This window comes from Denitrobacterium sp. (assembly GCF_056180635.1).
Genome location: NZ_JAZZJS010000023.1, coordinates 1 through 21594, shown reverse-complemented (window position 1 = coordinate 21594; position 21594 = coordinate 1). Strand labels below are relative to the sequence as shown.

The window sequence follows — 21594 nt, the reverse complement described above, 5'->3', positions numbered from 1 at the left end:
ACCAGCCCACAACAGGGCGGACAGCGAAGCGCATCCGCCCGTCCCACGGGCCAACGACCCGGCGAGCGGGACCCGATTGCGGCAGGGCGCGCAGCGAAGCGTCCGCGCCCGTCCGGCGATTCCCGATCGGGACCCGGGGCCCCACCCCACACCGGCCGCAAACCCTGCGAGCCGCGAGCGACCTCCCCCGCAGGCGGGAGCAGGGGCGTGTCCCGGAGGGGGCACTGCGAAAGCAAACCAAAAGCGCCTGGCTCAGCCAGGCGCAAGAAAAAAGCATGAGCCAGCGCAGCGCACGAGCGGCCCCTCGGGGAGGGCGGGCGAGCGGAGGGCGGCGTAAGCCGCACGACGCGGTACCCGCCCTCCCGGGGCCGCGAGCAGCGGAGCGGTGCCCCTCCGGGACACGCCCCTGCTCCCCGCCGGACGACTCAGGCAGCCTCGCGAGCCGGGTTACCCGGCCGCTACGGCATACCAGGCAATGCCCTCGTTGTGCCAACCCAGCGAGACAAGGTGCTTGTGCTCGCTAGAGCTGGTGGTGTAGTTATGGGAACCCGCAATGGCGTTGGGATTGTACTCGCGGTACAGCTTGACGGTCTGGGCATCGTCGGAGTACCAGCCGATACCCTCGTAGCTCCAGCCCACGGCCACCAGGTTGTTCTTCTCGTCAACGCTCGTGGTGTAATGGTGGTCGCCCGCGTTCGGGTTGTACAGGCGATACACCGGGGTGTCGCTGGTCTCGGGGGCAATCCAACCCATTCCCTCGTCATGCCAGCCAAGCTTCACCAGATTGGCCTTCTCGGAGGCGTTCGCGGTATAGAAATGCTCGCCGCTATTGGGGTTGTACAAGCGGAACATGGCGATACTCTTCACCGCAGGCGCGGGGTCGACAACGTTGAACGAAGCCGTCGTCGAGCTACCCACATAGCGGTTGAGGCCCGTCAGCACGGCGGTAGCGGTGCCAGCCTTCTCGGTGTTCTCGAACGAAATCGCGTAGTCCTGGCCCTCGACCAGCTTCTCGCCGTTCAGCGTAACCGTGGCCTGCGGCGCAAGAGCCTCGCCCGTTGCCGTCTGGTCACTCACGGAAACAACCGCGGCGCTCAGGTCGCCAGGATTCACCACCAGGTAGGCATCAGTGGGGTTGGGCATCATGGTGATGGAGAACGTCACGGGAACGAGCTCGCTCAGCGAAGACGCGTACACGCGGAACGTCTTGGCGGCGGCTCCGTCCTCGGCAACGTTCTCGGCGGGCGTGGCGCCCTCGCCGTACGTGATGCCAGCGATATAGCTATCGCCCTCCGCAGTAGGCGTAATATCGATGGCGTAGCTGCCGGCAGCCTCGGTAATCGTCGCCGTGGCCTCGATGAACTTGCCAGCCATCGACGCCGTGCCATCGCCAGCCTTCGCAAAGGCAATAGGCGCCGCGTACGTGAAGGAGGCAACCATGTCGGCGGAATCGGTACGCATCGTGGGGCCGGCCTGATAGGTGAACGCAACCGGCGTCACCTCATGCAGCGCCCGCTCGCTCACGGAAGCGGCCCAATAGCCCGTCGCAACCTCTTCGGCCTGCGCAGAGCCAACCGACAACCCCTTCATGAGCGACGCGCCCGCCTTGTTGAACGCAACAACCGCAGTTACGTTACCTGCGGCATCAACGGCGGAAAGGCCCATCTCGCCCGTGGAGAAGCCGTTTGCCATCGACACGCTCTGCGTGGAAAGTCCCGCGTAGGTGCCGGTCTCGTACCAGGTCGTTTTCACGGACGCGTTCAGCGAAGAAGCCACGTCCTCGGCACGCTGCAGGCGCGTATTGGCAGTCGTGAGCGTGTCGGCATCGCGATCTTCGTCGGAAAGCGCAGCCTCGGCGTCACTGATGGCCTGCGTCAGAATGGAAGCGCCCATCGGCTGCAGCGCGTCAGCGTCAACAGCCTTGGCAGAGGCGATGCGCTCGCTCAGCGCGTTGCTCGCGTCCACCTGCTCCTGGCTCGATACGGCAAACGTCGTGACGATGGAGCCAGCAGCGAAGTTGACGTTCGTGGAGGTAACCTTCACGGAACCACCCGCCTCGTACGCCTTCAAGTCGCTAACCGTGTAATCCTTGCCCTCAACCAGGGTATACGTCTCGCCAGCCACCTGGGCGGTAACTACGGGATGCACCTCGGTCACGCCAGCTACCTGGTCGGGAACCGACACGGAAACAGACGCATCGTCGAACGGAAGCTGCGCGATGGAGAAGCTCGTCTCCTTCGTGCCAGCGAACCCATCGTCGCCCACGGCGGTGAGCACGAGCGTGTAATTGCCGGCATCAACCACCTGATCGGCGGAAACGGCCTCGCCCGCCGCATTCTTATACGACGCATTCAGATGCACTTCCTCCAGGCCCATGGAAGCGTAATCGCCGTACGTGTTCACATACTTCATCGAGCACTCGTCGAGCGTAAGCGCCTGCGCGCTGCCGTTGTAGGTGCGCGCAGGGAAGTTGCGCACATTGGCCGACGCGATATCCACGACCGTAGGCGTGATGGTGAAGCCCAAGCTGGCCGTGCCCTCGTAATTGCCAATGCCCGTAACGGTTACCGTTGGGCGCGCCGCAGGGTCGCCTGCGGTATCGCCAGCATTCACGAGCAGGTTATCGGGCAGCCAGGCCTCGACGTTGTTCGCGTAGGAAAGCGTGTAGTCCACGCCCTCCTGCAGAACGGCATCGCCCGCGGTGATAACCATGCGCGGCTCGATGGCCGCGCCCGTATACGGATGCGAGAACAGGTTGGACACGCCCTTCATGTTCTCGTACGACACGATCGTAGAGATGTCGCACTTCACAATCTGGAACTCGCGGGTAATCGCGCCCGTGTAGACGCCCTTGCCCGTGACCGTGAGCTTCGCCGTGCCTACCAGGTAATTGTTCTCGTAGGAAACGTCATAATCGGTTTCGGCGGAAAGCGTCTCATCGTTCAGCGCAACGGAGACGAACGGGAATTCCACCGCATTGCCCCCGTTGTAGGAAGCGGAATCCTCCACGCCATACAGAGCAGCGCCCTCGATGGAAATGGGCTCGTCGATGATGGAGAACGTGACGCTTGCCGAACCGGACACGTTACTCGTGGCACCCTCGCACGTCACCGTGTACGTGCCCGACTCAACGGGCTCAACCTCGGCGCCCGACGCATCCGTGTACTTCACCGTGTAATCGGATGCGGGAAGCACCTTGCCCGTGCTGGTGGTTACCACGGGCACGGGCTTCACGGCCGAGCCCGTCTTCAGGAACTTCGTGCCCCCATTCAAAGATAGCGATGTCTCGAACTCCATCGGGTCAAGGCTCAGGGCCTTGATCTCGAACGTACCCTGCACGGTGCCCTCGTACTTCCCCAGGCCCGTTGCAGTATACGAAGCCGTGCCGGCATTCACGTTGTTCTCGTACGTGATGGCGTAGTCGGTGCCCAGCTCCAGCGTCTCGTAGTCGTCGTTCCAGACGCCCGTGTCGAGCGGGCGGAGCTCCTGGCCCGTATAGGACGGAGCCATCCAGATGGCGCTGCTGAACCAATCCTCGTTCAGAGCCGTGGCAGCCCACGCCTGCGGCGCCGAAACGAGGAGCGCGCATGCGATGGCCATCAGGGCCATCGCGCTGACGACAACGCCGCCCGCGCGCCTAGCGATTGAACTTTCGTGCATATGACCTTCCTTTCCTCGGGGCGCTTGCGCGCTCCGCTTATACGCGTACGGCGCCAACCGGGAACAACTCGCCCCGGCGGCGCCCAAGCAAAAGGGCAGAACGCCGAACCAGCGTCCTGCCCCTGTGTTATTTCATGCCGTACCAGGCAATGCCCTCGGCGTTCCATCCGGCAGCGATCAAGGACTCGGTCTCATCCTTGCTCGTCGTGTAATGATGCGCGCCGGCAATGGCATTCGGGTTGTACAGGCGGTAGAGCGGCACGCCCGCATCGCCCTCGGAGTACCATCCAATGCCCTCGTAATTCCAGCCCACGGCCACCAGACTCTTCATTTCATCCTCGCTGGTGGTGTAGTGGTGATCGCCCGCGTTCGGGTTGTACAGGCGATACACCGGAATATCGCTGGTGGCGGGAGCGTTCCACGCGCTTCCCTCGGCCTGCCATCCTGCCTTCACGAGCGTGTCGCGCTCGCTCGTGCTGGACGTGTAGAAGTGCTCACCCGAATTCGGGTTGTACAGGCGAAGCATCTCGAGCGTCTTCACCTCGGCCTTGCCCGACTCCTTGAACGCCTCGATCTGGCTCTTCAGCATGTTGGCATGCGTGTTCACCTGCTCCTGCGTCGCGGTCGCACTCGCCTCCACCGACTCAGCGGCGGCAATGGCGGCCTGCAGTGCGGCGAACGCGGCATCGGACTTGTCGCCCTGCGCTACGGCACGAGCCGCGGCAATCTGGGTCTCAAGCTCGCTCTTGTCGACGCTCGCCTGCTCGGCACGCTCCAGGCTCTGCAGCTCGGCAGCGGACACCAGCGCCTTGCCAGCATCGGAAAGCGCATCGTACGCAGCGCGGGCGGCAATCACGTCGCCTTCCGCCTGAGCGCCCATATTGCCCGAAAGCGCGTCGATGAGCTCCGTCGCATACGCGGCGCCCACGGCGTCGAGCTTGGCAACGCTATCAGCCGAAACGGCAGCGCGGGCGGCATCGCTCAGCTGCGCATACTGCTGCTGCGCGGCCTTCACGGCCTCGCCATCGGCCTTGCGCACATCGGGGGCCTCGGGGAGCGCGGAAACGGCCTGCTCGAACGAGCCCGAACCCGCGGTGGCCTGGAAGTCGGCAATGGCCTGTTGCAGCGCGGTACGCGCGGATTCGATGTCCGATGCCTGGGCGTTATCATTCGCGGCAACGGCCGACGCGGAGGAAATCGCCTGCTGAAGCGCCGCGAACGCGCTCTCGCTCGAGGAGCCCTGCTCCATGTCGCTTGCCACCTCGATGTCGGCTTCGAGCGCGGCCAGGTCGTCGCGGGCGGCAGCCGTCATGGCCTTGACGACGCCTGCGGTCTGCACGGTAAGGCAGGTCGCGTCGCGCACCTCGGCGGTAAGCGTCTCGCCCGTGGTAATGGGCGTCCAGCTAGCGCAGGCATTCGACGTCGACCAATCCTGCACGACGAACGTCTCGCCGTCGGGCAGCGTGCTCACGAAGCGATACTCCCTCGAGCCCGCAACGCCGCCTTCCGCATCCACGTACACCTTCTGCTTCTTGCCCGGCTTCACCACGCCGCCTACTTCGGCGTCGTCGCCTGCGGCAACGGACGCAACGGTGAGCTGGGTAGACGCCGTGCCGTTCTTGGAATCGGAAATCATGTTCGCAACGCCGGCGACATCGAACTCGACGTCGCACGACTGCTTGTTGGTCATGCCCATGTAGCTCAGCGTGAATTCGACGGACTGACGGGACTGCAGCTGCTCCGCGCTCAGCGTCGCGAAGAAATTGCCACCGTCCTTCGTCATGTCCACGCCGGCGATGTTCATGCCCAGAATCATGTCGGAATACATCGTGCTCGGCGAGAAGATAACGGTGAACGTGCCGTCGCCGTTCGAGTAGGCCGTCGAGGAGTTGCCCAGGTAGGTGCCCACCGAGGAAGCCTCGTCGGTGCCCGTCTTGAACCAGTTCACGCCAATCGCATACGACTTCGTCGCATCGCCCGTGCTCTCAGAGCCACCTTGGCTCGGTTCGCCCACGTGCAGCGTGGAGGAAAGCGCCGTGTAATCGGCAAGGTGACTCGTGCTGATTCCCATATCCTTAAGCGCTTGCTCGGCGACCTTCCAACCAGAGGTGATATTGCCCTGCTCGTCGGTCTTGGGCACGTACACCTTGAACTTCAGCATATTCGAGCCCGTAGGCGACGCCAGCTTCAGGTACTCCAGGTCGGCAGGCAGAACGAGCGTGCCGGGTGCCTCGTCGTACGTGATGTCGACGGTCTTCATGCCAGGGCCGAAGTACGCGGTCTTCATGCCGCTGTAGCCGTTGTAATCCATGCTGTCGAAGAACGCGCCGGTCGCGTACGTGTTTTCGTCCGACCACGTCTTCACGTCAACCGTGTCGCCAACCTTGCCGCTGCGTACGATCAGATGCTCGGGCATGTTGCCCAGGAACGAATTCTGCTTCACGAACTTCGCGCTCGCGATATCCACCGTGTCCAGGCTGTCGGTACTGTAGAAGCCGTCGATGTTCTCGAGGCTTTCGGGGAAGTTGATCTCGGTCAGGCTCGAGCAGCTGTTGAACGCGCCAACACCCAGATTGCGAATGCCTTCCGGCAGCGTTACCTTGCGCAGGCTGCTATTGCCGCGGAATGCCTGGTCGTCGATGGCGACCGTGCCCTCTTCCACCGTGTACTCGGTGAAGGTGTTCGAAGGCAGCGACAGAATGAGGTGCTTGCCGGGGAACTGGGAATCCACGTCCTCGCTCATGACGCCGTAGAGGACGTTATCCTGCACGTGGTACACGGGGTTGTCTTCCGAAACGGTGATTTCCGACAGGTTGAAGTCGCCCGTGAAGGAATTCGCCAGCGACCCGGTCATGCCGGCGCCGATATGCACCTTCTTCAGGTTGGGCATATTGGCGAAGCAGCCGCCATCGATGGCGGTAAGGGTGTCGGGGAACACGAACTCGGTGAAGCCCGTGTCCTCGCCGAACGAACCGTCGCCGATGCTTTCCAGGCGCGTGCCGAAATCGAAGGAGTTCAGGCTCAGGCAGTTATAGAACACGTAGCTGCCGATATGCTTGGTACCGCCCGCCTTCACGCTCGTAAGGCTCTGGCAGCCCTGGAACGCGGCATTGTCGATGGCTTCCATCTGCTCGGGCAGAATGACCTCGTTGATGGCGCTCTCCAGGAAGCAGCTGCCACCGATGGAACGCAGGCTATCGGGGAACGTCACGTGCTTGGCGCGCGAAGACGCAAAGGCGTAGATGCCCAGGCGCTCGGTGCCTTCGGGAATGGCATACGACTCACGTGCAGCACCCTCGTTAACGCTCACGAGCGTCTTGCCGTCGCCGCTCATCAGCACGCCGTCGACCGCCTTGTAGTTCGTGGTTGCCGGCGACACCTTGAATTCCTTGCAGTTCGTGGCATAGGCGAACACGCCTTCCAGCGAGTTGGCCGGCACACCTGCGCCGATGGTGAACGACGAGCAGTTCCTCATATTCGAGAACGCGTATTCGCCCACGCTCGTCACGCTGTCGGGAATGACGATTTCCTTGGCCGCGCAGCCCTGGAACGCCGATTCGCCCACGCTTTCGAGTCCATCGTTGAGCTTGAAGTTCGAGCTGCTCACGCTGTTGAACGCGCCCGCGCCCACCTGCTTCACGCCTGCGGGAAGCACGACGTCCATGGAAGTGAGCTTCGAGCCCGAGAACGCCGAGTTGCCGATGGTGGTAAGCGCCGAGGGGAGCTTGCCCTCCTCGACCGTGCCATCAGCCTTCTGAACCTTCACGGTATTCAGGTACATGTCGGCGGAAAACGCGTAGTCGCCGATTTCCGTAACCGCATCGCTAATGGTGACGTTCTCGATGGTGCAGTAGTTCAGCGTCTTGGCCGGAATCTTCGTGAGGCCATACGGGAACGTGACCGTCTTGATGCTGGAAGTGTCGAACGTGCCCTCGCCCAGGTTCACCAGGTTGCGGGGGAAATGGATCTCGTTGATGTTCAAGTCGCGATAGAAGACGCTGTTGCCCATGGTGGTAAGGCGGCTGGGATTCGTATCGGAATCCTGGAACGTCACCGTGGTGAGGTTGGGCATCTGCTCGAATGCGCCATCTTCGATCTTCTCGACGCTCGCGGGAACGGTAACCGTCTCGCACGTCACGCCGGCGAACGCCTGCGGCCCAATGACCTCAACGTTGTCGGGGATGGTCACGTTGGAGAGCGAACCGGCGTAATACAGCAGGCGCGGACCTTCGGGGTACGTCTCGTCAATGATGAAGTCGCCGTAGTTATCCTGGCGCACCTTTACCGTCATGCTCGCCGTGTACGTCTGCGTCTCGCCCGACGTTGCATCCACGTGCGTGAGCTTCGCGGTGAGCGTCGCGTCACCCGTTACGCTTCCCGCCACGATAGTTGCGGAAGCCAGGTTATCCTCGCCGGCAGTCGCATCGGAAGAACCCTTCACCGTCATAACCGACTCGTTGCTGCTCGTCCATTCGATGGTATCGGAAGCGTACGCGGGAGCCACCACGGCATTGGCCGTGTACTCCGCGCCGAACGCGACGGTGGCTTCGGGCGCCTGCATGGCAACGCCCACGCTATCGGGCACCTCGGTGACGTGCACGGATACCGCATCAGACACGCTCGCGTCGTAAGTAGACGTGGCGACGATGGTCGTATCGCCCAGGCCCACGGCCGTTACCACGCCATCAGCGTCAACCGTGGCCACGTTGGTGTCACCGCTTGCATAGGTCAGGTTCGTCTCGGTGGCGTTATCGGGAAGGAACGCACTCTGCAGCGCAACGGTCTGCCCCTGATAGAGCGTCGACTCATCGGGCGTCACGTCAACCGACGTGGGCGCGATCTGGTTCACGACGATGCGCTGAGACTTCGCGGCGTTCAAGCCGTAGTCATAAGCGTACAGGGCCACGGTATCGGGCATGGAGCCGGCGAGCGATGATTCATCGGCAATGTTCTGCCAGGTAGAGCGCAGGTCCTTCATCGGAATGTCGAAATGCCAGGTACGCGTGCCATCTTCGTTCGTGGTGTAGCGCTCCTCGGAGGCCTCGCTCGCGGATGCGCTGCCGTTGCCGTCGATATCGTCGGGCAGCTTGCGATAGAAGTAGCCCTGGTTCTTCGTGTCGTAGAACTGAATCGCAGCAAGCCAGGTGTTGTCGGTCACGTCGAAGCTCACGACGCGCTCGTCGCCTTCGCCCGAATACGTCAGGTTCGAGATGACGGGGGCCTGCGTATCGTACTGGAACGTGTCGGTCTGCACCTGGGTCACGCTGCCGTCGCCGCCGGCCGTTTTCGCCGTCTTCGTCATGGTGTACGTGCCCTGGGGCAGGTAGCTGCCATCTTCACCCTGGCCAGCGAACGCGAACGGGCCCGTCCACTGCTCGGCATACGTCATGCCATAGCCCGATGCGAAATGAGATTTCACCTGATACTTGCTATCGAACGAGCGAACGACCTCGCCCTTCTCATTGGTGTACTCAATGGTGTAGTCGGTAAGGTTGCGGCGCAGGCCAGTCATGGGGCTGGCGCTGCTGGGGCTCGAGCTGAACGACGTGCTGGATACGATCTGCTTTCCCTCGTGCATGAGACTCGAGTAATTGCCATCGGCAATGAGGCTCGTGCCACCGTCGACCGGGTTCACGCCCAGGGGCAGATTCGTGGTGCCACTGGCAAGCATCGTGCCAATGGCATGCGAGCCCGTCTTCACCTCTTCGTCGCCAATAAACGTCTTCGAGCTGGCATTGTAGGAATCGGAGTCGAACGCGGGCACGGCATCCCAGTCGCCATAGAAGCCGCAGAACGGCGTGGACAGGTCGGGGTTGCCCGAACCCTCTTCCGCCTTCAGCAAGGCAAAGCCCTCCACGAACGTGCCGTTCGGGGTATTGGCCGAAGCCCAGCTGGTGAAGGCCGAGCCGCAGGAGATCTTCACGGTGTAGGAAGCGGTGCCATTGGCGGGAACCACGACGGCACCGTCGGTGAGCCCTTCGTAGCTCACGTCAATCCCCTCGTTCGTCCAGTCCTTCGACGCCTGCTGGAACAGGCCATCGGCCACCGTATCGGAAATGGCATGCGCATCGGGCGTGTAGGTAGCCGCGGCATCGCTGATGTTATGCAGCGTAACCGTGAAGCTCCACGTGCCGCTCGCGCTTTCGCCCAGGTCGGCCTTCGGGCGGTCGGCCACCTTCGCGCCATCGACCGTGGCATACACGGGCGTGGAAACCGCCGCCTTCACATCGGCCAGGCCAGCACCCTGCTTGCGCGGGGAATAGTAGCTCGCCGACGACGCGGTGTTCACGATGGGGCGCGCGGTGCTCATGAGCAGCTGGCTCACCAGGCTGTTCTTTTCCGCCTGGCTCTTGCCGGCAAGCGCCTCGCTCGACTCGATGTACTGATGCACCTGCGCGGTGATGCCAGCCATCTGGGGCGTCGCCATGCTCGTGCCGCTCATGTACGAGTACGTGTTGCTGCCGCCGCTCACCGAGCTGTAGATGTTGCCGCCCGGCGCGGTGATTTCGGGCTTGATGTCCATCTCGGGCGTGGTGCCCCAGCTGCTGAAATCGCTCATGACGTAATGGTCGAAGGAAGCCGAGTCGGCCTTCGCGCCCTTCACGATCTTGACCTGGGTGGAACCTGCCGCGATGGCCTGCTTGATCGATTCGCCCGCTTCCAGGGAAATGCCCACCGAAGGGATTTCCTGCGCGGTGCTCAGGCCAAAGTTGCGGCTCGACTCCGAAACGTTGTCGTAGAAGACCACCGCAACAGGGTTAAGCGCCGCGAAATTCTGAAGCTTCTGCTGGAAGCTGAGCTTCTCGCCGCCATCTTCGCCGCCGCGCTGCACGAGCACCATCTTGCCCGCCAGCGAACCGCCGTTAGCCACGGAAGCAGCCTCGACGTCGGCCGCGGAGCCAATGCCGCCATCGACGATGTCGTACGAGCCTTCCGCAAGGTAGCCAAAAGAGGGAACCTCGGTTCCATCCTGCGCCGTGACGTCGCGATACTCGACCGCTTCATCGCCAAAGTAGAAGACCGAGCTGCCCTCGGCGTTGTTCACGCTTGCCACTGCAAACGAATTATCGAACGCCGCAGGCGAGGAAATGATTTCCGCGTCGGGGTCGGTCGCGTACGGAAGATTGCTGCCCGACGTGTTGCCGTATGCGGTGTTGTAGGCGTTGCCAGCGGCAACGTTCACGACGATGCCCTGGTTCTCCATCGCGTCGATGGCGTCGGCATACGTCTGGCGAGAAGCATTCTCGCCGAAGCCGCAGTCGCTGCCCAGCGACATGTTAACGACGTCGATGTTGTTGCCGCTCGCCTCGCCGGCCTTGTCCAGCGCGGCCACGTCGTCGAGCGCGGAAAGAAGCACGCTATCGTAGATGGAGCCCTGCACATCGTCGCAGACCTTGAACATCATGATCTGCGCGTCGGGCGCCGTGCCCTCGATCTGGCCACCGTTAGCCGCGGCGATGCCCGCCACGTGCGTACCATGGGAAAGGTCGGTAAAGGTTCCGGGCGTCACCTCGGAATCATCGTCGGCGTAGTCGTAGCCAAAGACGATCTTGCTATTCGTGAAGACACCCTTTTTGCCCTCGTTGAGCTGGGTCTTCGCCGCATCGATTTCATCCTGCGTCCAGGCCACGTCCACATCGCTCATGTCGCCGGTGAACGCCTCGTGATTCAGCTGCAAGCCACTATCGACGATGGCGATCGTCTGGCCCGCGCCGCGATACTCCACATCATCGGCCCCGGTCATATCGAGGCTCGACTGGTTGAGGGCGTTCGTGGACTGCGTGCCCATGTCGGCGGGAATGGAATACGAACGCTCGACGAACGCGTTCTTCACGCCATCGAGATTGCGGATGTCCTCGAGCGCGCTTTCGGGAGCCTTGATGGCGAAGCCGTCGATGACGTTATAGTAGTCGGCCACTTCCTCGATGGCATCGTCGCTGGACGACGAGCCCTCGGAAAACAGTTGAAGCCCGCCGGCGCCTTCGCCCTGGCCATCGCCCGCGCTCACGATCTTGCGAATGCTGTCGCGCATGGCATCGTGTCGCGATTCCCCGCTGGGGGCGCCAAACGACAGGCCAAACAGCTGAACGCCGCTATTCCAACCATCCTCGAGCTGGACGATGATCGTCACCTTGCCGTCGGTGGTAGGCGTCTGGTCTTCGATCGCCTCGCTCGTAGCAACATCCGCCTCGGTTGCGCCCAGCTTCGTGAGCTGCTGCTCCAGCGAAACGTCAGCCGACTCCTCCTCCCCCTGCTGCGATACGCTCGATGAATCGTCGCTCTGCGACGGCGCCTCATCGGCAAACGACACGCCGGCCAGGCCAGTGCTTGCCGCCAGCATAACCGCCACGCCCGCCGCAGTCGCGCGCGTGAACCAGCTGGTGCGACGCCACGGAGCCGCGTCCTCACCCAAATTCCTCATACCCTTTCCTTCCTTGCAGTCCCTGAAACCAGCTGAATACAGTGGTCCCATATTCGATTTTCGCGAGAATGGTAGCAGAGAATTTAGGCATGCCTAATTGTCCGATTTTGCGGACACTCCAAAAGGACGCATGTACAAAACGAAAGCATTTCACCTGATAGCAGGCCTACTAGATGAGACGACACAAATGCAGCCACTGTCGCAATAACGGCTCCGAACGCGGCGCACACCCCTCCTCCGCATCGCTCGGCACGAAATATCACGTCTGTTCGGGCTACCTAACTCATAGGCTGCCTCCATCGTTCCGACACAACTTGCCGCTCTCCAGCACGAAGCATCCCCCAAATGCAAACGAGGGACGGGAGAAAACCTCCCGCCCCTCGTGGCAACCTGCGCTTATGCCGCTTGTGCGGCGCGCGAATCTACTTCATCAGAGCACACACGCGCTGCGCGAACGCAACCGGGTCGTCGATGGGCAGACCCTCCATGAGCAGCGCCTGCTCGTACAGAAGCTCGGTGTAGTCGGACACCTTCCGGGTCTCGCCCGCCTCCTGCGCGGCCACGAGTGCCTGGAATACATCGTGCTTTGCGTTCACTTCCAGTACGCGCTGCGACTTCATGGCATCGTTCGCATCGGGCATGCCGGCCATGATCTTTTCCATCTCCAAGCTCACGGGGCCTTCCGCGGTAATGGCCGCAGGCGCATCGGTGAGCACGGGGGAAACGGCCACGCGCACGACCTTGTCGCCCAGCGCGTCCTTCATGGCCGCGAACAGCGCCTCGTGTTCCTTGGTGGCCTCTTCGGCAGCCGTCTTGTCGCTTTCGCTTTCCAGGCCCAGATCGCCGCTCGCAACGTTCTTCAGGTCCTTCTCGTTGTAGTTCATCATCGACTGCATGCAGAAGTCGTCGACGTCCTGCGTGCACAGCAGCACGTCGTAGCCACGGCTGAGCACGCCCGTTACCATGGGCATCTTCTGCAGGCGCTCGGCGCTTTCGCCAGCTGCGTAGTAGATGGCCTTCTGGTCTTCCGGCATAGCCGCGATGTACTCGTCGAGCGTGACCATCTTCTCCTGCTTGGCCGAATAGAACAGCAGCAGTTCGCCCAGCTCGCCCTTGGCAGAACCATACGTGCTGTAGATGCCGTACTTCAGGCCGCGGCCGAAGTTCTCGAAGAACTTCTCGTAATCCTCGCGGTCGTTGTCGCGCATCTTCTTCAGCTCGCCGGTGATCTTCTTCTCGACCTTGTGGGCGATGGCGCGCAGCTGGCTGTTATGCTGCAGCGTCTCGCGGCTGATGTTGAGCGTGAGGTCCTGGCTGTCCACCACGCCGCGCACGAAGTTGTAGTAGTCGGGCACCAGCTCTTCGCACTTGTCCATGATGAGCACGTTGCTGCTGTAGAGCTCCAGGCCCTTCTGGTAATCCTTGCTGTACAAGTCGAACGGAGCGCGACCGGGAATGAACAGCAGCACGTCGTAGGAAATCGCGCCTTCGGCATGCACGGAAACGGTGCGCGCGGGATCGGTGAAGTCGTGGAACTGGCTCTTGTAGAACTCGTTGTACTCGTCCTGGGAAACCTCGCTCTTGCGGCGCTTCCAAATGGGCGTCATGGAGTTGATGGTCTCGAGTTCGGTGTAGCTTTCCCATTCGGGCTTGTAGTCGTCGCCGGCATCTTCGGGCTTCGGCTTCTGACGGCTCTTGGTGCACAGCATCTGAATGGGGTAACGAACGTAGTTGCTGTAACGCTTGATGAGGTCCTTCAGGCCAAACTCGCTGGCGAAGGTGTCGTAGCTTTCCTCGTCGGTGTTGTCCTTCAGGTACAGGATAACGTCGGTGCCGTGCGTGTCCTTCTGACCAGGCTCGATGGTGTAGCCTTCCACGCCGTCGCTTTCCCATACCCACGCCTCGCTGTCGCCATACTTGCGCGTGACGACGCGCACCTTCTTGGCAACCATGAACGCGGAATAGAAGCCAACGCCGAACTGGCCGATGATATCCACGTCGCCCGACTGCGCGGAGGCCTCTACCTCGTCGCCTTCACCGTCGGCGGCAGGCTCCTTCTGGGCATTGGCCGCCTGCGCGGTCTTGAATTCCAAGCTGTCGGAATGCGCGATGACGCCCAGGTTTGCATCGAGGCCATCCTTATCCATGCCCAGGCCGTTATCGGATACCGTAACGGTGCGAGCATCGGCGTCGAACGAAACGCGAATGGTGAGGTCGTTCTTCCCCAGCTGGATGCTCGAGTCGGTGAGGCTCTTGAAGTACAGCTTGTCTTCCGCGTCGGAAGCGTTGCTGATGAGCTCGCGCAGGAAGATCTCGCGATTCGTGTAGATCGAATTGATCATCAAGTCGAGTAGTTTCTTGCTTTCCGTCTTGAATTTGCGCATGTAATGACCTCTTTTCACCAATCTATAGCCAGCCGGCCGCCAACGAGCGCAACGTTAGCAGTCGACGCCTTTGAGTGCCAAAACATGATTATAGTGAGACGGAACGCACGCGCAAGCAGAGCCGGGCGTTTTCACGCCCGTGTCACCAACCGGTAACCCGCTGCCCCCTCGGCCCGGAAGCGCTTACGAAAGCTCTATCTGGATGTTCATATCGCAGGCCGTGGGCACCCCATTCACCGAACCGCCATCGGTGTACTGCCAGATGGAGAACGAGGTGGCACCATACGGAAGCTCGTTGTAGCTCGCGTACCAGAACGGATACGCGGAAAGCTCGCTTGCGTTGTAGCGCGCGAAATCGTTCGCGTTGCCATAAATCATCGCCCGATAGCCAGCTGCTTCAATGACCTCGCAAAACGCCTTGGCATTCGCCGTCATCTGCTCGACGGAAAGCCCCTCGATGCGAGAATCGAGGTCCGCAACCTCTTCGCAGTCGTAGGCGATGGGATACTCCAACGCACGGCCACCCAACGCGTCGAGAACGAATTGCGCTTCCTCGCACGCCTCGTCTTCGGAAATGGCCTGGGAAAAGTAGTACACGCCGCACGGCAAACCCGCAGCCTGGGCACCCGAGAGGTTATCTTCGAACAGGTCGTCGGAATAGAGCGTACCCGTTTCCGCGCCACGATTGCCCACGCGCACGTACGCGAACGAAATGCCATCCTGCGCCACGGCTTCCCAGTCGATGTCGCCTTGGAATTCCGACACGTCGATGCCCAGCTTCGACTTCGCTTGGCCATCGACCACGTAGCTGTAGCGGTCGCCGTCGATATGCAGACACGACCAATCGTACGAAACGGGCTCCGCCTGCACTTCTTCCTGGGGCTCGAGCGCGGCATTGCAGGCACGAAACGCGAACACCGCCACCACGGCCGCAAGCGCGATGAGCGCAAAACCGATGATGCGAAAGCGCAGCACGACCATGTCGCGGCCCGCAAGAGCGCCGCGAGAAGCATGCAAGCCACTGTTCCGATATGCCATGCGACCCTCCCTCGCAGATGGTATATCACGCACATGAAGCCGAATGCGCAGCCGCATGGCGACGACGCGCATCCAGCTCATTAAGTCAACATCTTCGAATGCTATCATTGCCGAACGACAGAAGGAGATGTAAATGAGTAAATGTTGGGAAATTAGAGGCTGCGAAGGAGACTCGAACAACTACGACCACTGCCCTCACGCTATGCTCGGCGGGCGTTGTCCGGTCGACTGCGCATTCGCCGAATGCGCGCGACCGCAGCACAAGCAGGCAGACGTGCTCGAAATGCTGGAACCCACGGCAGACCGCTCCGCTGCGGTGAAAGAGTACTGCTGCACCTGCTCGTTCTTCCTGAAGAACGCACCCCGCATCGAGAAAGCGGAGGCCTAATAGCTTGAAAGCATCTGAAATAGCCTACCGTTACCTCATCCTGTTCCTCGGTATCTTCTGCATTTCGTTCGGCGTTGCGCTGTTCACGAAATCAGGCCTGGGAACGTCCGCGATCTCGTCGCTGCCCTACACGATCTCGCTGATCATCACGTCCATTTCGTACGGCGCATGGGTCGCAATCTTCAATATCTTCCTGGTGCTGCTGCAGGCGCTGCTCACCATCCACGAGATCACCGTGCGCGAAATCGTGCAGGAGGTGCTGTTCGCGCTCACGTTCGGCAGCATCGTCGACTTCTCGATGTTCTTGCTTGGCGCCTTCAAGCCCGAAGCGTACTTCCTGCGCCTGGCCTGCGTGCTCCTTAGCTCGGCCATCATCGCGTTCGGCGCATACCTCACGCTCATTTCGCGCGTGGGCGTTATGGCAGGCGACGGATTCACGAACGCCCTGGTGAAGCGTACGGGCAAGAGCTTCGCCCTCATGCGCGTCATCTCCGACACCGCCATGTCGGTACTGGCGCTGGCCTTGTGCCTGACGCTTGTGCAGGGGGAAATCACCGTGCGCGAGGGAACCGTTGTCGCCGCGCTGCTCACGGGCACTATCGTGGGCTTCTACAGCAAGTACCTCGGCGCGTTCGAGCGCTTCATCCTGCCTGCCCCCAAGGGCGAATAGCTATTCGCCCGCTTCCAGCAGGGCAATGATTTCGGCCCGGCTATGCACATCGCATTTCTCGTAGATATGGCGGACATGCGTCTTCACCGTAGCCGGGCTTATCACCAGGTTCTCCTGGATGTACTTCGAGCCATGGCCCGTTGCCCATAGCTTGAAGATTTCCGTTTCGCGCGCCGTGAGCTGGGCATTGCGCGCCACCTCGTCAAGGCGGGCATCGAACGACGTACCCGTGCGCTCCTCCATCGCCGTGCGCTCTTCGGGACTGGGCGCCTCGAAGACGAGCTCGGTATCCTCGCTCTCGAACAGGAAGCCCGCCGCGATCATCAGCACGAAGATCGAGAAGATCGCGAACGGCGCGCGTTCGTCGAGCGAATACACCGCGACCATCTGGCCCAGCAGCATTCCCAGCTGAACGGCACCGCGCCCCATCGCGAACACGATGAATGCGGGCACGCGCTTCGTGCGCGCGATGTCGGCCATGAGGATCCACGAGAGCACCTCGATGGTGACGTTGCACGTGGTAGCCAGCGTGCCTATGCCCAGCGGACTCTCGCTTCCGAAGATGACGAGCACCAACAGCGCGGTGCCCAGAAACGGGAGCGCCATCTTGTAGATGCTTCCCAGCGACACCGTTCCCTTGGTGAAGAACACGCCCCACACGATGGCGAGAACAGGAATGAGCAAGCTCAGCAGCAACGTGGGGCCGAACGTGAGGGCGTCCTGCCCTTCGGTGGAGCCCACGTACACGCGCACGCCGCCGTACACGAACATCACCACCATGATGCCGAGCATGATGCGCCACGGCAGACGCTTCGCGGGAACGATCATATGCCCCGCACCTGCGCCTTCCTCCAAGCGCTCGCCCTCGAGCACGTTCAGTGCCTGCTCGCGGGGCGTGGCGGAGGATTCCGGCTGCGCGTCGAGCGCCGAAGCGATTTCGCTCGCACGGGGCAAGAGCACCGTCGCCGCAAGGGGAAGGAGCACCTGAATGGCGAAAAGCGCGTATTCGGGCAGATGAAGTGCGCTGTAATATACCAGGAAGCTGAAGAAGAAGGAAACGCCCGTGGCCAGCACCATATTGCGGGGAGCTAGGCTGCTGAATAGCGAGCCCCAGTACACGATGACCCAGCACGACGAGACGCCCGTAAGGGCCGCGCCCACGTACCGCAGGACAATGGGGGTTTCCGCCACCGGCGGCACCGCCAAAGCCGTGCCAACCGCCATGACCACGCCAGCCAGCACAAGCGCGCGGCGCGTTGCGAAATGCCTGATGGCCTGACGGGAGAACCCTACGATGGCGGCGTAGGTGGCCACGCCCACAACCGAGGAGATGACGTGCACCCACAAGAGCGTATGGCCGCTGCGCAGGTCGACGTTAATGGAGAGCGTTCCGTTGAATACCAGGTACATCCAGGCAAGATAGAAGCAGAGCCCGAACACCTGCGTGGTGCGGAACGACATAGTCGCTCGATTAGCTGACATCTTCCCTCCCAAGGAAAATCTCGATACGTGCAACTCCCCCACGGCGCCAGCCCCAGCACCGCTCCCTCGAGCATCTGGTTATTATACGACACGGCCCAACCACGCACGCGAACGCGCGAAAAGCCCGAGGGCGCTGCAGACGCTCTCGGGCTTGAAAGGATGAGCGCTCCCATGGGAGGGAAGGGAAAGCGAAGCGCCCGTTCCGTTTCGAAGAATATGCTTATGCCTGGTTAGCGGCATTCTCGCCGGCGATCTTGCCGAACATCATGCACATGCCGCAGCTCATGCCCTTCAGATCGATGGGATACTGCACGTTAAAGCGACCGCCCTGCGGAGCGCCGGCAACGTAGACGCCCTTGATGATTTCGCCATCCTTGTTGTACACGTGGCAATCCGCGTCGGAGACGACGCCGCCCAGCGAGCCCAGGTTCAGGGCAACGCCGCACTCGGCTGCGTAGAACGGAGGCGTGGACAGGGGGAACAGGCGGCTCGACACCTTGCCGAAGTCCTTGTCCTCGCCAGCGGCAGCAAGCTCGTTGTAGCGGGCGATGGATTCCTTGGCGGTTTCCACGTCGATGCCCTCGAGCTTCGCGAGCAGACCATCGATGGTGTCGGCGCTTACGCAGCGGCCCTCGGCCACGGCATCCTCGATGTCCTTCTTGGTGCGGCAGTTGATCTTCAGGCCAGCGGCGGTGTAGCTGGGCAGGTCCTCTTCCAGGTAGTAGCAGGCGATGCCGTGGGCAGCCGGGAAGTACTTCAGCTGCTCGGGCCAGTTGGCGTCGAAGAACTGGTAGGCGACCTTGCCGGGCTGGTTCTCGACCTGGTTTTCCACCTGCTGGCCGGGAACGTCCTCGTTCATGAAGCGCTTACCGCGCTTGTTGAGCCACAGGTAGCCGTTGTTGCCGATGACGCCACGGCCATCGGCGCCAGCGCCCGCGCCCATGTGGTGGATGATGGAGGCATGGCTGCGCTCGATTTCGGCGCCGTGCCAGGCCAGCATCTTCAGCGCATCGCCGGTGAGGGCGTAATCGCCCGCGGCATCCATGGCCACGCAGAGGATGGGAATCTCGTTCTCGATGTTGTTCGGCTGGAAGTACTTGGTCATTTCCTCGTTCGCAAGATAATCGCCCGTGGCGATGACGACGCCCTTCTTGGCGTTGCACTTGATGTACTTCTTCGAGCCGTGAGCCTGGGCGTATACGCCGGTTACGGCACCCGAATCATCCACGATCAGGTCGACGACGGGCGTGGTGTAGCGGATGTCGGCGCCGGCGTCGATGGCAACCTGCAGGTTTTCCTTCATGCAGGTAGCGAGGCTGCTGAAGCCCACCGACGTGGGATAGCAGGGCATGGATTCCTTCGTGTAGTCATAGGTTTCCAGCATGGGCACGAAGTACGGGAACATGTAGTTGCTCTGGCCCTCGGCGGGAACCTCGCCGTAGCTCGTGTTCGAGATGTACAGGCTGGAACAGGGCTTGATGAACCAGTCCAGGGCCGCGCCGGATTCGTCGGCCCAGCGACGCACGATGTCGTAGTTGCTGCGGTGGCTGCCGCCAATCATATGCTCTTCGCAGAGCATGTCCTTGTCCAGCAGATCGTCGCCGTCGCCGCGGCCCCAGGCCTTCTGGGTCTCGCCGCCGTAAATGGCCATGTCGCTTGCAACGCTGTTGAAAGACGCGGACTTTTCGAAGCACACCACGCTCGCGCCCGATTCGACAGCAGCGCGGGCAGCGGGCACGCCAGAGGCGCCCAGGCCGCAGATGATGACGTCGCAGTCGATTTCCTCTTCGATGTCGGCGTCGGTGATGACGGGCTCTTCGGGCAGCCAGGGCATCGTACTAGAGCCATCATAGCCAACCGTGGTGCCATTGGTGGTCGTGGTGGCTTCCGCAGCCTTGGAGCTAGCGCTCTTCGGGCTACCACAGCCAGCCAGGCCCATGGCGGCGGCGCCTGCAGCGGCGATGCCCGCGCCCGTCAGGAAATTACGACGACTGATTTCCATGATTGCGATCCTCTCGATCATGCGCACCTCGTGCGCTTCCCTCCCGCCGAGCCCGTGGCGAGCCCGACGTCTAATGGGGCAATCATGGCACCTTGCGCCGCGCCGCAAACCGCCTCGAAGGGTTGAAAAATGAGAAACCCCCTGTCAACCATTAGGGTTGACAGGGGATATTTAGCCTGGTGAGGGGTAGGTTGAGGTGATTAGCTACGCGCTAAGCCGCTCGATCGTCTTCCACCTTTTAACCTTCGAGCTGAGAAGCCGAGACTGCAAGAGCCTGCTCATATTCCGCCTGAGTGAGTACCTCTACGTTGTAGCCATCGGGCAAAAATGTCTCGGCAAATTCCTTCAATGACTTCTTCGCATTCTCAGAAGCCTTATCAAGAATGCCTTCGTCACGAGCAGCGCTCTCCATCTCGGTAAGCCAGTCCGCCCTAAATGCATCGCGCTCTTGTTCCGAAAGCTGGTTGAACGCGCTCTCGTTCTCCAAAACAATTTCTTCGCTTCCGGCGACAATATAACTGTCGAACAATTCCGCTTCAGGCAAAATCACCGTCACCGTCTTATTCGAATCGTCGACGGTGATATTCGATTCAGTCAGGTTAACGCCCGCCTTCATCATGCCATGATATTTAATCAGCAATCGCTTATTTGTCATCCAGTTAAGAACCGGCAAATCGACACTAGACATGTTTCCGGTATCGCCCACTCCCCTATAGCTGTACTCAATAGTTGCAAGCGAGCAAATATCGTTAAACGAACCCAACAAACCGGCAGCATCGGGGAGCTCAGTCGGATCAGGGGCCTGCTCCTCCACAGGTACGGCAATCCAATCAGAAAGCAGATTCCTACATGGAGTAATAAACCACGTTGGCACAAGGAAGATGCCAATGAACACTCCAATAAGAAGCGAAGCAACCGCCGTAATCGCACAAGTCCTAAACGCTATTCGCTCACGTAAAGGCAACTTTTCATCAGCATTATTTCGCTTGGGAGACCCCCCAGCAACTTTTGACGCTACAGTGCTAGCACCTTTTAGCTCCTTTACAACCACAGCATCCCCCTCACTCTTCGATTGAATACAGTACGGTAATGGTAACCCCTTAGACGGCATCGTCCGCGTTAAATTACGCGCGCGAATCCAAGAACCTCGTGAGCACAACGAGTCCGACAGCAATAATCACGCCCACGATTACGAGCGCCACAACATGGGCCACCACGCGCACGAGCTGCAGGACAATACCAACGACAACAAGCAGGATGAGCAGGCCCAAAACTAGGCGCAGCCAGTATTCCGTCATTCAATCCTCTTCCCTTGAATTGTTTCACGCCATTATAGGCACTGTTTTTCTCGCGCCCATTCCGCTCAGCCGTATCTTCGATAATCCCATGAGAGAGCAAGCGTTCCTTTTCTGAAAAAGGCACGCTAGCAGTGCTTCCCGCGACCAATTTGGGGTGCATGCACAACAAAAGCCCTGGTCGACAAGATTTCAACGCGACGATAGGCTTCCTTTTTCAGAAAAGGAAGCCTGGCAAGTCGGATCGTAGCCA

10 protein-coding genes are annotated in these 21594 nt (G+C 61.0%); 2 read left to right on the top strand and 8 right to left on the bottom strand.

The window, feature by feature from the left end; translation table 11 throughout:
- Window positions 1–447 precede the first annotated feature (447 nt).
- The 4 genes from AC04P6_RS01930 to AC04P6_RS01915 all read right to left on the bottom strand — a co-directional run bounded on the left by AC04P6_RS01930 (window position 448) and on the right by AC04P6_RS01915 (window position 15504).
- Window positions 448–3660, bottom strand: a complete 3213-nt coding sequence (locus AC04P6_RS01930; RefSeq protein ID WP_475564910.1) for a hypothetical protein — start codon at window positions 3658–3660, stop codon at window positions 448–450.
- A 127-nt stretch (window positions 3661–3787) separates the two neighbouring features.
- A complete protein-coding gene (locus AC04P6_RS01925) occupies window positions 3788–12082 on the bottom strand; it encodes a leucine-rich repeat protein (RefSeq protein ID WP_475564909.1) in 8295 nt (2764 codons plus the stop codon).
- A 422-nt stretch (window positions 12083–12504) separates the two neighbouring features.
- Window positions 12505–14466, bottom strand: coding sequence for a molecular chaperone HtpG (gene htpG, locus AC04P6_RS01920; RefSeq protein WP_475564908.1), 1962 nt, complete (start codon window positions 14464–14466; stop codon window positions 12505–12507).
- A gap of 183 nt (window positions 14467–14649) precedes the next feature.
- Window positions 14650–15504: a glycoside hydrolase family 25 protein gene (locus AC04P6_RS01915; RefSeq protein WP_475564907.1), complete on the bottom strand. Its 855-nt coding sequence runs from the start codon at window positions 15502–15504 to the stop codon at window positions 14650–14652.
- 133 nt (window positions 15505–15637) lie between these two features.
- Here AC04P6_RS01915 and AC04P6_RS01910 point away from each other — a divergent pair, with 133 nt between their 5' ends.
- Both AC04P6_RS01910 and AC04P6_RS01905 read left to right on the top strand, forming a co-directional pair.
- The gene (locus tag AC04P6_RS01910; RefSeq protein WP_475564906.1) at window positions 15638–15892 is read left to right on the top strand and encodes a hypothetical protein; all 255 of its coding nucleotides are present in this window, start codon (window positions 15638–15640) and stop codon (window positions 15890–15892) included.
- A 4-nt stretch (window positions 15893–15896) separates the two neighbouring features.
- A complete protein-coding gene (locus AC04P6_RS01905; protein ID WP_475564905.1) occupies window positions 15897–16562 on the top strand; it encodes a YczE/YyaS/YitT family protein in 666 nt (221 codons plus the stop codon).
- On the opposite strand, the gene AC04P6_RS01900 is transcribed toward AC04P6_RS01905, so the two are convergent.
- The 4 genes from AC04P6_RS01900 to AC04P6_RS01885 form a co-directional block, all read right to left on the bottom strand.
- Window positions 16563–18044 (bottom strand): response regulator transcription factor, encoded by a 1482-nt coding sequence (locus AC04P6_RS01900; protein WP_475564904.1) that lies wholly within the window; start codon window positions 18042–18044, stop codon window positions 16563–16565. It lies immediately after the preceding gene.
- Window positions 18045–18264: 220 nt separating this feature from the next.
- Window positions 18265–20067: an FAD-dependent oxidoreductase gene (locus AC04P6_RS01895; RefSeq protein ID WP_475564903.1), complete on the bottom strand. Its 1803-nt coding sequence runs from the start codon at window positions 20065–20067 to the stop codon at window positions 18265–18267.
- Window positions 20068–20284: 217 nt separating this feature from the next.
- Window positions 20285–21097, bottom strand: a complete 813-nt coding sequence (locus AC04P6_RS01890; RefSeq protein WP_475564902.1) for a DUF4230 domain-containing protein — start codon at window positions 21095–21097, stop codon at window positions 20285–20287.
- A gap of 73 nt (window positions 21098–21170) precedes the next feature.
- Window positions 21171–21344 (bottom strand): hypothetical protein, encoded by a 174-nt coding sequence (locus AC04P6_RS01885; protein WP_475564901.1) that lies wholly within the window; start codon window positions 21342–21344, stop codon window positions 21171–21173.
- Window positions 21345–21594 lie beyond the last annotated feature (250 nt).